Annotated in this window: 9 protein-coding genes; all 9 read left to right on the top strand. The window is 68.3% G+C overall.

Annotation, left to right across the window (positions count from 1 at the left end; translation table 11 throughout):
* The first annotated feature begins 41 nt into the window (after positions 1-41).
* The 9 genes from U6958_RS30885 to U6958_RS30845 all read left to right on the top strand — a co-directional run bounded on the left by U6958_RS30885 (position 42) and on the right by U6958_RS30845 (position 13880).
* Positions 42-1364 (top strand): nitrate/nitrite transporter, encoded by a 1323-nt coding sequence (locus U6958_RS30885; RefSeq protein WP_074920725.1) that lies wholly within the window; start codon positions 42-44, stop codon positions 1362-1364.
* A gap of 16 nt (positions 1365-1380) precedes the next feature.
* Positions 1381-2841 (top strand): MFS transporter, encoded by a 1461-nt coding sequence (locus U6958_RS30880; RefSeq protein WP_074920723.1) that lies wholly within the window; start codon positions 1381-1383, stop codon positions 2839-2841.
* A 47-nt stretch (positions 2842-2888) separates the two neighbouring features.
* The gene (locus tag U6958_RS30875) at positions 2889-6743 is read left to right on the top strand and encodes a nitrate reductase subunit alpha (protein ID WP_074920721.1); all 3855 of its coding nucleotides are present in this window, start codon (positions 2889-2891) and stop codon (positions 6741-6743) included.
* An 18-nt stretch (positions 6744-6761) separates the two neighbouring features.
* Positions 6762-8303: a nitrate reductase subunit beta gene (gene narH, locus U6958_RS30870; protein ID WP_034363529.1), complete on the top strand. Its 1542-nt coding sequence runs from the start codon at positions 6762-6764 to the stop codon at positions 8301-8303.
* 11 nt (positions 8304-8314) lie between these two features.
* Positions 8315-9028 (top strand): nitrate reductase molybdenum cofactor assembly chaperone, encoded by a 714-nt coding sequence (gene narJ, locus U6958_RS30865; RefSeq protein WP_074920719.1) that lies wholly within the window; start codon positions 8315-8317, stop codon positions 9026-9028.
* Positions 9025-9762: a respiratory nitrate reductase subunit gamma gene (narI, locus tag U6958_RS30860; RefSeq protein ID WP_074920717.1), complete on the top strand. Its 738-nt coding sequence runs from the start codon at positions 9025-9027 to the stop codon at positions 9760-9762. Before narJ ends, narI begins: the two co-directional genes overlap by 4 nt.
* Positions 9763-9859: 97 nt before the next feature.
* Complete coding sequence (locus tag U6958_RS30855) at positions 9860-10681, top strand: peptidylprolyl isomerase (RefSeq protein WP_074920715.1); 822 nt, start codon at positions 9860-9862, stop codon at positions 10679-10681.
* A 21-nt stretch (positions 10682-10702) separates the two neighbouring features.
* Positions 10703-11380 (top strand): carbonic anhydrase, encoded by a 678-nt coding sequence (locus U6958_RS30850; RefSeq protein WP_034390039.1) that lies wholly within the window; start codon positions 10703-10705, stop codon positions 11378-11380.
* Between the two features lie 55 nt (positions 11381-11435).
* Positions 11436-13880, top strand: coding sequence for an adenosylcobalamin-dependent ribonucleoside-diphosphate reductase (locus U6958_RS30845; RefSeq protein ID WP_074920713.1), 2445 nt, complete (start codon positions 11436-11438; stop codon positions 13878-13880).
* The last annotated feature ends 35 nt before the right edge of the window (positions 13881-13915 follow it).

The raw sequence follows: 13915 nt of genomic DNA, 5'->3' as shown, positions 1-13915 counted from the left end.
CGCGGGACCATGGATGCCATAGCCCCCACGAGGAATACAAAATGGCAAACACAGCGCCCACCGCACAGGGCGACCCCCGAAAGAGCACCAGCACAGGCACACGCCACGACCGCCAGGCCTGGTCGGTCCTGGCCGTCAGCACCCTGGCCTTCACGGTCTGCTTCATGGTCTGGATGATGTTCGGCATCATCGGCATCCCCATCAAGAAGATGCTGGATCTGACCGCCACGCAGTTCGGCCTGCTCACGGCCATGCCCGTGCTCACGGGCTCGCTGGTGCGCGTGCCGCTGGGCATCTGGACCGACCGCTTCGGCGGGCGCATCGTGATGGCGGTGCTGATGGCCGTCACCGTGCCCGCGATCTGGGTGATGGGCTATGCCACCGAGTACTGGCACTTCCTGACCATCGGCCTGTTCGTGGGCCTGGCGGGCGGCTCGTTCTCGGTGGGCACGCCCTATGTGGCGCGCTGGTTTCCCAAGGAGCGCCAGGGCATGGCCATGGGCATCTATGGCGCGGGCAACTCGGGCGCGGCGGTCAACAAGTTCGTGGCGCCGGTGATCCTGGTGGCCTTCGGCTGGGCCGCCGTGCCGCATGCCTATGCGGCCATCATGCTGGGCGCGCTGGTGCTGTTCTGGCTGTTCAGCCACAGCGACCCGGCCCACCTGGTGCCCAGCAACGTGCGCTTCAGCGACCAGTTGAAGGCGCTCAAGGACCCGCGCGTGCTCAAGTACTGCCAGTACTACAGCATCGTCTTCGGCGGCTATGTGGCGCTGAGCCTGTGGATGGTGCAGTACTACGTGGGCGAGTACGGCCTGGACATCCGCGTGGCGGCCCTGCTGGCGGCCTGCTTTTCGCTGCCGGGCGGCGTGCTGCGCGCCATCGGCGGCTGGCTGTCGGACAAGTACGGCGCACACAGCGTGACCTGGTGGGTGCTGTGGGTGTGCTGGATCTGCCTGTTCCTGCTGTCCTATCCGCAGACGGATTTCACGGTGCTCACCACCGAGGGCAGCACCCGCTTTCACCTGGGCCTGAACGTCTATGCCTTCACCGCGCTGATGTTCGTGCTGGGCATTGCCATGGCCTTCGGCAAGGCCAGCGTCTTCAAGTACATCAGCGACGACTACCCCGGAAACATCGGCGCCATCAGCGGCATCGTGGGCCTGGCCGGCGGCCTGGGCGGCTTCATCCTGCCCATCCTGTTCGGCGTGCTGCTGGACTGGACGGGCATCCGCTCCAGCGCCTTCATGCTGCTGTACGGCGTGGTCTGGGTGTCGCTGATCTGGATGTATTTCACCGAGGTGCGCCGCACCGACGTGCTCAACAGCCACGGCGGCCACAGCGATGTGCAGCCGGCCGCGCGCTGAACCGCAGGAGTTGCACATGCATGCGAACACCAAGACCGCCGCAAAGGCATCCGCGCGCAGCCGCCCCGGCAGCGTGCTGACCCTCTGGCGCCCCGAGGACAGGCAGTTCTGGGAGCGCGAGGGCGAGGCCATCGCCAGGATCAACCTCTGGATCTCGGTGCCCGCCCTGTTCCTGGCCTTTGCCATCTGGCAGGTCTGGAGCGTGGTGGCCGTGAACCTGCCCGCGCTGGGCTTCACCTACTCCACCAACCAGCTGTTCTGGCTGGCGGCGGCGCCCGCGCTGTCGGGCGCCACGCTGCGCATCTTCTATTCCTTCATGGTGCCGCTGATGGGCGGGCGCCGCTGGACGGCGCTGTCCACGGCCTCGCTGCTGATCCCGGCCATCGGCATCGGCTACGCCGTGCAGGACGCCACCACCGGCTATCCGACCATGCTGATCCTGGCCCTGCTGTGCGGCCTGGGCGGGGGCAACTTCAGCTCCAGCATGGCCAACATCAGCTTCTTCTTTCCCAAGGAGCGCAAGGGCTCGGCCCTGGGCGTGAACGCGGGCCTGGGCAACCTGGGCGTGTCGGTGGTGCAGTTCCTGAGCCCGCTGGTGATCACGGCCGGCATCTTCGGCGTCTTCGGCGGCGATGCGCAGACCATCACCAAGGCCGGCGAGACCACCCGGGTCTGGGCGCAGAACGCGGCCTTCATCTGGGTGCCGTGGATCGCCATCGTCTCGCTGGCCGCCTGGTTCGGCATGAACGACATCGCCGACGCCAAGGCCAGCTTCGCGGCCCAGGCCGCCATCTTCCGGCGCAAGCACAACTGGGTGATGTGCCTGCTGTACCTGGGCACCTTCGGCTCGTTCATCGGCTTTGCCGCCGGCTTTCCGCTGCTGATCAAGAGCCAGTTCCCGGCGGTCAATCCGCTGGCCTATGCCTGGCTGGGCCCGCTGCTGGGCGCGCTGTCGCGGCCCTTTGGCGGCTGGCTGGCCGACAAGGCGGGCGGCGCGCGCGTGACGTTCTGGAACTTCCTCGTCATGGCCGTGGCCGTGGTGGGCGTGCTGTATTTTCTGCCCAAGGGCAGCGGCGGCTACGCGCTGGGCTTCGGCCCTGCCGAGGGCAGCTTCATGGGCTTCTTCCTGATGTTCCTGGTGCTGTTCCTGACCACGGGCATCGGCAACGGATCGACCTTCAGCATGATCCCGGCGATTTTCCTGGCCCTCAAGCAGCGCGAGCTCGGCGCCCATCCCAGCGAGGAAGCCCAGGCCCATGCCCTCAAGGAGGGCAATACCGAAGGCGCGGCCGCCCTGGGCTTTGCGGGCGCGCTGGGAGCCTACGGCGGCTTCTTCATCCCCAAGAGCTACGGCAGCTCCATCGCCGCCACGGGCGGGCCCGAGCTGGCGCTGTGGGTGTTTGCCGCCTTCTATGTGCTGTGCGTGGGCGTGACCTGGTGGTACTACGCGCGCAGGAACGCCGAGATGCCCTGCTGAGCCCCGGGCCGCAGACCGCACCGCAACGAACAACAAGGAGTCCCGCGATGAGCCATTTTCTGGACAAGCTTTCCTACTTCTCCCTGCCCCGGCAGGAATTCTCCAACGGCCATGGCCAGGTGACGGGCGAGGACCGCACCTGGGAAGACGCCTACCGCGACCGCTGGGCGCATGACAAGGTGGTGCGCTCCACGCACGGCGTGAACTGCACGGGCTCGTGCTCGTGGAAGATCTACGTCAAGGGCGGCATCGTGACCTGGGAGACCCAGCAGACCGACTACCCGCGCACGCGCGCCGACCTGCCCAACCACGAGCCGCGCGGCTGCGCGCGCGGAGCCAGCTACAGCTGGTACCTGTACAGCGCCAACCGCGTCAAATACCCCATGGTGCGCGGCCGGCTGCTCAAGCACTGGCGCGCTGCCCTGGCCGTGGCCAGGAGCCCGGTCGATGCCTGGGCCGCCATCGTCGAGAACGAGGATGCGCGCAGCGAGTGGCAAAAGCAGCGCGGCCTGGGCGGCTTCGTGCGCAGCAGCTGGGACGAGGTCAACCGCATGATCGCGGCGGCCAACGTCTACACCATCAAGAAGCACGGGCCGGACCGCATCATCGGCTTCTCGCCGATTCCGGCCATGTCCATGATCTCGTATGCCGCAGGCAGCCGCTACCTGAGCCTGATCGGCGGCGTGTGCATGAGCTTCTACGACTGGTACTGCGACCTGCCGCCGGCCAGCCCCCAGACCTGGGGCGAGCAGACCGACGTGCCAGAGAGCGCGGACTGGTACAACTCCAACTTCATCATCGCCTGGGGCTCCAACGTGCCCCAGACGCGCACCCCCGACGCCCACTTCTTCACCGAGGTCCGCTACAAGGGCGCCAAGGTCGTGGCCGTCACGCCCGACTACTCCGAGGTCGCCAAGCTGGCCGACCTGTGGATGCACCCCAAGCAGGGCACGGACGCGGCCGTGGCCATGGCCATGGGCCACGTCATCCTCAAGGAGTTCTACTTCGGCGAGCGCGGCCGCCCGGCCTATTTCGAGGACTATGCGCGCCGCTACACCGACCTGCCGCTGCTGATCCGCCTCAAGCGCCAGCAACTGCCCGACGGCCGCACGGCCCTGGTTCCCGAGCGCTATGTGCGCGCCAGCGACTTCGACGGCCACCTGGGCCAGGACAGCAACCCCGAGTGGAAGACCGTGGCCTACGGCGAGGACGGCGGCGTGGCCCTGCCCAACGGCTCCATCGGCTTTCGCTGGGGCGAGGCCGGCCGTGCCGACGAGGGCCTGTGGAACCTCGAATCCAAGGAGGCGCGCACGGGCAACGACGTGCAGCTCAAGCTCTCGGTGCTGGACGGCCAGGGCGTGGACAGTGAAGTGGCCGACGTGGCCTTCCCCTACTTCGGCGGCCTGCAGTCGCCGGGGTTCGACGCCAACGAGCAGGGCACGGATGTGCTGCTGCGCCGCGTGCCCGTCTCGCGCATGGTGCTGGACGGCGAGGAGGCCATCGTGGCCACCGTGTTCGACCTGCTGGCGGGCAACTACGGCATCCACCGCGGTCTGGAAGGCGAGGGCGCTGATGGCGGCTATGACGCCGATGCGCCCTACACCCCGGCCTGGCAGGAAAAGATCACCGGCGTGCCGCGTGACCAGGTGATCGCCATTGCGCGCCAGTTCGCCGACAACGCCGAGAAGACGCGCGGCAAGTCCATGGTCATCATCGGCGCGGCCATGAACCACTGGTACCACTGCGACATGAACTACCGCGGCATCATCAACATGCTGATGCTGTGCGGCTGCATAGGCCAGAGCGGCGGCGGCTGGGCGCACTACGTGGGCCAGGAAAAGCTGCGCCCGCAGACCGGCTGGACCGCGCTGGCCTTTGCGCTGGACTGGCTGCGCCCGCCGCGCCAGATGAACTCCACCAGCTTCTTCTACGCCCACACCGACCAGTGGCGCTACGAGAAGCTGGGCGTGGAAGAGGTGCTGTCCCCGCTGGCCGACCGCAGCCAGTACGGCGGCGCCATGATCGACTACAACGTGCGCGCCGAGCGCATGGGCTGGCTGCCCAGCGCACCGCAGCTGCAGGCCAACCCGCTGCAGCTGGTGCGCGACGCCCAGGCCCAGGGCCTGGACGTGAAGGACCACGTGGTGCAGTCCCTGCAGGACGGCTCGCTGTCCATGAGCTGCGAGGACCCCGACCACCCGGCCAACTGGCCGCGCAACATGTTCGTGTGGCGCTCCAACATCCTGGGCAGCTCGGGCAAGGGCCATGAGTACTTCCTCAAGCACCTGCTGGGCACCACTCATGGCGTGCAAGGAAAAGATCTTGGAGAACAAGACCCCCCCGATGCGCTGCGCGCCTCCCCCCAGGGGGCGGCCGGCTTGGGGCGGCCCGGCGCCGGCCATTCGGCCAAGCCGCAGGAAGTGCGCTGGCACGACAAGGCGCCCGAAGGCAAGCTGGACCTGCTGGTCACGCTGGACTTCCGCATGAGCACCACCTGCCTGTACTCGGACATCGTCCTGCCCACGGCCACCTGGTATGAGAAGAACGACCTCAACACCAGCGACATGCACCCCTTCATCCACCCGCTGTCGGCGGCCGTGGACCCGGCCTGGCAGGCCAGGAGCGACTGGGAGATCTACAAGGGCTTCGCCAAGTCCTTCAGCGAGGTCTGCGTGGGCCACCTGGGCGTGGAAAAGGACGTGGTGCTCACGCCGCTGATGCACGACACCCCCGCCGAGCTGGCCCAGCCCGATGGCGTGCGCGACTGGAAGAAGGGCGAGTGCGCCCTGATCCCCGGCAAGACCGCGCCGCAGATTGCCGTGGTCGAGCGCGACTATCCCAACCTCTACAAGCGCTTCACGGCCCTGGGCCCGCTGATGGACAGGCTGGGCAACGGCGGCAAGGGCATCGGCTGGAACACCGAGACCGAGGTGGAGCAGCTGGGCGAGCTCAACGGCCTGGTGCGCGAGGAAGGAGTGAGCCAGGGCCGCCCGCGCATCGTCACCGACATCGACGCCACCGAGGTGGTGATGATGCTGGCGCCCGAGACCAACGGCCACGTGGCCGTCAAGGCCTGGGAGGCACTGTCGAAGCAGACGGGGCGCGAGCACGCCCACTTGGCCCTGCACCGCGAGGACGAGAAGATCCGCTTTCGCGACATCCAGGCCCAGCCGCGCAAGATCATCAGCTCGCCCACCTGGTCGGGCCTGGAAAGCGAGAAGGTCAGCTACAACGCCTGCTACACCAACGTGCATGAGCTGATCCCATGGCGCACCCTCACCGGCCGCCAGCAGTTCTACCAGGACCATCCGTGGATGCGCGACTTCGGCGAGGGCTTCGTCAGCTACCGCCCGCCCGTGCACATGAAGGCGCTGCAGGAAGTGCAGGGCCAAAAGCCCAACGGCCACCCCGAGATCGCGCTGAACTTCATCACGCCGCACCAGAAGTGGGGCATCCACTCCACCTATGGCGACAACCTGATGATGCTCACGCTGGCGCGTGGCGGCCCCATCGTCTGGCTCAGCGAGGACGACGCCAAGAGCGCCGGCATCGCCGACAACGACTGGGTGGAGCTGTACAACGCCAACGGCGCCATCGCGGCGCGGGCCGTGGTCAGCCAGCGCGTCAAGCCGGGCATGGTGATGATGTACCACGCGCAGGAGAAGACCATCAACACGCCGGGCTCGGAGATCACCGGCACGCGCGGCGGCATCCACAACTCGGTCACGCGCATCGTGCTCAAGCCCACCCACATGATCGGCGGCTACGCGCAGTACAGCTACGGCTTCAACTACTACGGAACCATCGGCACCAACCGCGACGAGTTCGTGCTGGTCCGAAAGATGCGCCGCATAGATTGGCTTGACGACGAAGCTCCGGCCGGCGCAGCCGCCCATGCCTGAACAACAAGGAGAAACACGATGAAAATCCGCGCACAGATCGGCATGGTGCTGAACCTGGACAAGTGCATCGGCTGCCACACCTGCTCCGTCACCTGCAAGAACGTCTGGACCAGCCGCCCCGGCGTCGAATACGCCTGGTTCAACAACGTCGAGACCAAGCCCGGCATCGGCTACCCGCGCGAGTGGGAAAACCAGGCCAAGTGGAACGGCGGCTGGATGCGCCGCACGGACGGCTCCATCGCGCCCCGCCAGGGCGGCAAGTGGAGCCTGTTGATGCGCATCTTCGCCAACCCCAACCTGCCCCAGATCGACGACTACTACGAACCCTTCACCTACGACTACGAGCACCTGCAGTCGGCCAGGGAAAGCAAGGCCGCGCCCACGGCGCGCGCGCGCAGCCTGATCTCGGGCCAGCGCATGGAGAAGATCGAATGGGGCCCGAACTGGGAGGAGATCCTGGGCGGCGAATTCAGCAAGCGCAGCCATGACGTGAACTTCGAGCAGATCCAGAAGGACATCTACGGCCAGTTCGAGAACACCTTCATGATGTACCTGCCGCGCCTGTGCGAGCACTGCCTGAACCCGGCCTGCGTGGCGTCCTGCCCCTCGGGGTCGATCTACAAGCGCGAGGAGGACGGCATCGTCCTCATCGACCAGGACAAGTGCCGCGGCTGGCGCATGTGCGTCTCGGGCTGCCCCTACAAGAAGATCTACTACAACTGGCAAAGCGGCAAAGCCGAAAAATGCATCTTCTGCTACCCGCGCATCGAGGCCGGCCAGCCCACCGTCTGCTCCGAAACCTGCGTGGGCCGCATCCGCTACCTGGGCGTGCTGCTGTACGACGCCGACCGCATCGAGGAAGCGGCCAGCGTGGAGCGCGACCGCGACCTCTACCAGGCGCAGCTGGACATCTTCCTGGACCCCAATGACCCCGAGGTCATCCGCCAGGCCCGCATCGACGGCATCCCCGACGCCTGGATCGAGGCCGCCCAGTCCAGCCCCGTCTACAAGATGGCCGTGGACTGGAAGGTGGCCCTGCCGCTGCACCCCGAGTACCGCACCCTGCCCATGGTCTGGTATGTGCCGCCGCTGTCGCCCATCACCTCGGCGGCGAACGCCGGGCATCTCGACAGTGTCGGCCGCAGCCCCATCAATGGCGACCTGCCCGATGTCTCGCAGCTGCGCATCCCCGTGCAGTACCTGGCCAACCTGCTCACCGCCGGCGACACCACGCCCGTGGTGCGCGCGCTGGAGCGCATGCTGGCCATGCGCGCGTACCAGCGCAGCAAGCACGTGGACCAGGAACAGAACCTGGCCGTGCTCCAGTACGCGGGACTGACGGTGCACGAGGTCGAGGACATGTACCAGACCATGGCGATCGCCAACTACGAGGACCGCTTCGTCATCCCCTCGGCCCACCGCGAATACGCCGAAAGCGCGTTCGATTTGCGCGGCGGCTGCGGCTTCTCGTTCGGCAACGGCTGCTCCGACGGCAGCACCGACGCCAGCCTGTTCGGCGGCAAGAAGCCGCGCACCATCCCCATCCGCGCGCAAATGTGAGGACTGCCGCCATGTTCAATCACAACACCTCCACCCCCGTGCGCCTGACGCTGCGCGCGCTGGCCTGCCTCATCGGCTACCCTGGCGCCGAGCTGCGCGCCCTGCTGCCGGGCCTGATCGACGCCCTGCGCCTGGAGCAATCCGTGGCGCCCGCGCGGCTGCGCGAGTTGCAGCAGCTGGCCGAGCAGCTGCAGTCCATGGACCCCTTCGAGGCCGAGGCCCGCTACGTGGACACCTTCGACCGGGGCCACCAGACCTCGCTGCACCTGTTCGAGCATGTGCACGGCGACTCGGCCGACCGGGGCCCGGCGCTGATCGACCTGCAGCAGACCTACGAGCGCGCGGGCCTGGCCTTCGAGGCCGACGAACTGCCCGACCACCTGGCCGTGGTGCTGGAGTTCGCCTCCACCCAGCCGCCGGCCATCGCCCGTGAATTCCTGGGCGAGATGGCCCACATCCTCAACGCCCTGTTCACGGCGCTGGCGCGGCGCGACAGCCCCTACGCCAGCGTGATCGCGGCCGTGCTGGAGATCACCGGCCACCGGGCCGAGCGCGTGGAAATCCGCCCCGAGCCCGCCATGGACGAGGCCTGGGCCGAACCCGCCGCCTTCGACGGCTGCAGCAGCCAGGGCCAATCGCGCCCCGGCGCCGAGCAGCCTGTGCATTTCGTGCGCCGCACGGCGGCGCCCCAAGCCCAAGGACCCCGCCAAAGGAGCCTGACATGACCCCCTCCTGGATAGACCACCTGCTCTTCGGCCTCTACCCCTACATCTGCCTGGCCGTGTTCTTCAGCGGCAGCTGGCTGCGCTTCGACCGCGACCAGTACACCTGGAAGAGCGATTCATCGCAGCTGCTGCGCAGCGGCAGCCTGCGCTGGGGCAGCAACCTGTTCCACATCGGCGTGCTGTTCCTGTTCTTCGGCCACACCGTGGGCATGCTCACGCCGCACTTCGTCTACGAGCCCTTCATGGCCGCAGGCGCCAAGCAGCTGCTGGCCATGGTCAGCGGCGGCATCGCGGGCACGCTGGGCTTCATCGGCCTCACCATCTTGCTGCACCGCCGGCTGTCGGACGTGCGCATCCGCGCCCACTCCAGGTTCAGCGACATCGCCATCCTCTGGCTGCTGTGGCTGCAGCTGCTGCTGGGCCTGGCCACCATTCCGCTGTCGGCAAAGCACATGGACGGCTCCATGATGATGGCCCTGGCCGAATGGGCGCAGCGCATCCTCACCTTCCGTGGCGGCGCGGCCGAGCTGCTGGCCGAGGCCGGCTGGGTGTTCAAGGCCCACATGTTCCTGGGCATGAGCATCTTCCTGGTCTTCCCCTTCACGCGCCTGGTCCATGTCTGGAGCGGCTTCGGCACCCTGGTCTACCTGCTGCGCCCCTACCAGCTGGTGCGCTCGCGCCGCCTGGGCCTGCCCGCATCGTCGGCACGCCGTGACGCCAAGCCCGGCCATTGAGGAGATCGACATGGAACATGGATGCAACGGATCGGGCGGCGGCCACTGCGGCTGCGCGTCTTCAAACCCTTCTTCAACTTCTACTTCTTCTGCCCCGATGGGGGATCTCCCGGCGATTCCCGAAGTGCCGGCCTTCCAGCCCGTGGGCGAGGCCGGTGCCGAGGTGGCCCGCATCAACAACACGCCGCTGCACGCACCCGGACAGCGCCCGCCCGAGCGCGAACTGCGCCAGCGCGCCTGCACCGAGCTGCTGCGCCAGGCGGCCCAGCGCGAAGGCCTGCTGGGCGCCGATGATGCGGCCGGCGACGACGGCGTCATCAGCGAGCGCGCCTCCCAGGCCATAGAGCAGCTGCTGGAGCAATCGCTGCACCTGCCCGAGCCCGGCGAGGATGCCTGCCGCCGCCACTTCGATGCCAACCCCGCGCGCTTCGCCCAGGGCGAGCGCGTGCGCCTGCGCCACGTGCTGTTTGCCGTCACGCCCGGCGTGGACGTGCGCGCCCTCACCCAGCGGGCCGAGGCCCTGCTGATCGAGCTGCGCTGCGCCGACGACGCCGGCCTGCGCTTTGCCGAGGCCGCGCGCCAATGGTCCAACTGCCCCAGCGGCCAGCACGGCGGCGAACTGGGCTGGCTGGGCCGCAGCGATTGCGCGCCCGAATTCGCGCGCGATGTCTTTGCCTCCCAGGAAATCGGCGTGCTGCCGCGCCTGGTGCACAGCCGCTTCGGCCTGCACGTGGTCGAGGTCTGCGCGCGCGAGAGGGGCGTTCTGCCCGACTGGCAGCAGGCGCGCCCGGCCGTCGCCCAGGCCCTGCACCAGCAGACCTGGGTGAGCGCGCTCCACCAGTACCTGCAGCTGCTGGCCGGCCAGTCCGAGGTGGTGGGCGTGCGCATCGCTGCGGCCGACTCGCCGCTGGTGCAATAGCCGGGCAAAGGCGCAGTGCCCATGCCCGACGACGAACTGCTGCTGCGCCTGCGGCGCTTCCACGAGCACGCCTTCCCGCAGTACCGCGCGCAGTTCCGCACCCTGGTCGAAGAGGGCCAGCACCCCACTACGCTGTTCATCGGCTGCTCGGACTCGCGCCTCGTGCCCTACCTGCTCACGGGGGCGCCGCCGGGCGAGCTGTTCCTGGTGCGCAACGTGGGCGCCTTCGTGCCGCCGTACGACGGATCGCACGGCCACCACGGCACGGCGGCGGCCATCGAATTCGCCGTGCTCAACCTGCAGGTCAGCCGCATCGTGGTCTGCGGCCACAGTCACTGCGGGGCCATCAAGGCCCTGTATGGAGAAGTCTCGCCCGAGGCGCGCAACCTGCAGCGCTGGCTGGACCTGGGCCGCGAGGCCGTGCTGCCCGTGCAGGCCGGCCCCGAGGCGCTGCGCCGCACCGAGCAGCGCGCCGTCGTGCTGCAGCTCGAACGGTTGATGGACTATCCCATGGTGCGATCGCGGGTAGAGGCCGGGCAGCTCAGCCTGCACGGGTGGCACTATGTCATCGAAGACGGCGAAGTCCATGTCTTCGATGTCCAGACCGGCCGCTTTGTTGCGGCATCTCAAGCTCCGCACAGCGGCACCGGGCCGTACCCGCCCTACGTGGAGCATGATGGACAAGTGCTTGTCGACTGAGGCCCGAGCAAGTGCCAGGGACGGCGGCAGGCAAGTCAACACGGGAGCCATGCCAATGCATCGCGAAAACCTGGGCCGCGCGCAGGACGCGGCGGATCTGCAGCCCATCAGCCTCGATGTGCTGCGCGAAAAATACCTCAAGGACGGCGAGACCGGCGTGGGCGAGCTCTACGCCCGCGTGGCCCGCGCCCTGGCCTCGGTCGAGCCCGAGGCGCGCCGCGCCGAATGCGAGGCCCTGTTCCTGGCCAACCTGAAGGCCGGCGCCATAGGCGCGGGGCGCATCATGAGCGCGGCCGGCACCGACCTGCAGGCCACGCTGATCAACTGCTTCGTGCAGCCCGTGGGCGACTGCATCCAGGGCGTGGACGACGGCGGCTACCCCGGCATCTACGAAGCCCTGCGCGAAGCCGCCGAAACCATGCGCCGTGGCGGCGGCGTGGGCTACGACTTCTCGCGCATCCGCCCGCGTGGCGCCGAGGTGCGCGCCACCGCCTCGCTGGCCTCGGGCCCGTGCAGCTACATCAACGTCTTCGACCAGTCCTGCGCCACCGTGGAAAGCGCGGGCGCGCGGCGCGGCGCCCAGATGGGCGTGCTGCGCATCGACCACCCCGACGTGCTCGAATTCATCACCGCCAAGCGCACGCCGGGCCGCTGGAACAACTTCAACGTCTCGGTCGGCGTCAGCGACGCCTTCATGCAGGCCGTGGCCGAAGACCAGCCCTGGCACCTGGTGCACCGCGCCCGCCCCGGCACCGCCCTGCTGGAGCAGGGTGCCCACCAGCGCGAAGACGGCCAGTGGGTCTACCAGACCCTGCCCGCCCGCACGCTGTGGGACACCATCATGCGCTCGGCCTACGACTTCGCCGAGCCCGGCATCCTCTTCCTGGACCACATCAACGACGACAACAACCTGCGCTACTGCGAGGAGATCGCGGCGACGAATCCTTGCGGCGAACAGCCGCTTCCCTCCTACGGCTGCTGCGACCTCGGCCCCGTCATCCTCACGCGCTTCGTGCGCCATCCGTTCGGTTTCGCGGGCGAGCCTGCGTTCGACTTCGAGGCCTTCGAGCGCGCCGTGGCCGTGCAGGTGCGTGCGCTGGACAACGTGCTGGAGCTGACCTGGTGGCCGCTGCCGCAGCAGCGCGAGGAAAGCGAGGCCAAGCGGCGCATCGGCGTGGGCTTCACCGGCATGGGCAATGCGCTGGCCATGCTGCGCCTGCGCTACGACACGCCCGAGGGCCGGGCCATGGCCGCGCGCATTGCCGAGCGCATGCGCGATGCGGCCTACGGCGCCTCGGTGGAGCTGGCGCGCGAGAAGGGGGCCTTCCCCAAGTTCGACGCCGATGGCTACCTGGCCGAAGGCACCTTCGCCAGCCGCCTGCCCGATGCGCTGCGCCAGCGCATACGCACGCACGGCATACGCAACAGCCACCTGCTGTCCATCGCGCCCACGGGCACGGTCAGCCTGGCCTTTGCCGACAACGCCTCCAACGGCATAGAGCCGCCGTTCTCCTGGACCTACAAGCGCAAGAAACGCACGGCCGATGGCGGCAGCGCCGAGTACGCGGTCGAGGACCATGCCTGGCGCCTGTACCGCACGCTGGGGGGCGACGTGCAGCAGCTGCCCGACTACTTCGTCAGCGCGCTGCAGATGCCTGCGGCCGGCCACATCGCCATGATGCAGGCCGTGCAGCCCTTCGTGGACACGGCGATCTCCAAGACCGTCAACGTGGCGGCCGACTATCCCTACGAGGACTTCAAGGACCTGTACCGCCAGGCCTGGAAGGCCGGCCTCAAGGGCCTGGCCACCTACCGGCCCAACACCATCCTGGGCGCCGTGCTCGAGACCCATGCGCCCGAATCTGCTGAAAAGCCGGCCTCCCCCGCGCCGGCAGGGGCCGCGGCTTCGGCACCCGACCCGCTGCGCACCGTGATAGAAAGCCGCCCGCAGGGCGCGCTGGACGCCGTGGCCGAGAAGATCGAGTACTGGACCCAGCAAGGCCCCAAGCGCCTGTACCTGGTCGTCTCCTTCCTGCCCGTGGTCCTGCCCGATGGCCGCACGGTGGACCGCGCCATCGAATTCTTCATGCCCGTGGGCCAGAGCGGCGAATCCCAGCAATGGGTGACCTCCAGCATGCGCCTGCTGTCACTGGCCGCGCGCGGCGGCTTCCTGGAGCGCGCCCTCAGCGACATGCGCAAGGTGGCCTGGGACCGGGGCCCCGTGCGCCTGGGCACCCACCAGCGCGACGACGGCACGCGCGTGCCCATGTGGCACGACTCCGAGGTGGCCGCCATCGCCTATGCGGTGCAGAACATCCTGGCCCGGCGCGGCAGCGGCGCGCCGCCCGCCCCATCGCCGCTGCCCGAGCCCGAGGCCCTGGCCACCGACCCCATGGTCATGGCCGGCCGCAAATGCGAGGAATGCGGCGCCCATGCCGTGATCCGCAAGGACGGCTGCGAGTACTGCACGGCCTGCGGCCATCTGGGGAGTTGCGGGTGAAGGGCAGTCCGCTGTGGTTTTCAAAAAATGGCGTT

Origin of the sequence: Delftia lacustris, from assembly GCF_040267515.1 — a bacterium.
Lineage (GTDB): Bacteria > Pseudomonadota > Gammaproteobacteria > Burkholderiales > Burkholderiaceae_C > Comamonas > Comamonas tsuruhatensis.
Note: the sequence above shows the minus strand (reverse complement) of the source record. Positions and strands in the feature narration are given on the sequence as shown.

Coding starts and splice junctions, on each gene's coding strand:
- U6958_RS30885 (WP_074920725.1), top strand. CDS start 42: ATGGCAAACACAGCGCCCACCGCACAGGGCGACCCCCGAAAGAGCACC.
- U6958_RS30880 (WP_074920723.1), top strand. CDS start 1,381: ATGCATGCGAACACCAAGACCGCCGCAAAGGCATCCGCGCGCAGCCGC.
- U6958_RS30875 (WP_074920721.1), top strand. CDS start 2,889: ATGAGCCATTTTCTGGACAAGCTTTCCTACTTCTCCCTGCCCCGGCAG.
- narH (WP_034363529.1), top strand. CDS start 6,762: ATGAAAATCCGCGCACAGATCGGCATGGTGCTGAACCTGGACAAGTGC.
- narJ (WP_074920719.1), top strand. CDS start 8,315: ATGTTCAATCACAACACCTCCACCCCCGTGCGCCTGACGCTGCGCGCG.
- narI (WP_074920717.1), top strand. CDS start 9,025: ATGACCCCCTCCTGGATAGACCACCTGCTCTTCGGCCTCTACCCCTAC.
- U6958_RS30855 (WP_074920715.1), top strand. CDS start 9,860: ATGGGGGATCTCCCGGCGATTCCCGAAGTGCCGGCCTTCCAGCCCGTG.
- U6958_RS30850 (WP_034390039.1), top strand. CDS start 10,703: ATGCCCGACGACGAACTGCTGCTGCGCCTGCGGCGCTTCCACGAGCAC.
- U6958_RS30845 (WP_074920713.1), top strand. CDS start 11,436: ATGCATCGCGAAAACCTGGGCCGCGCGCAGGACGCGGCGGATCTGCAG.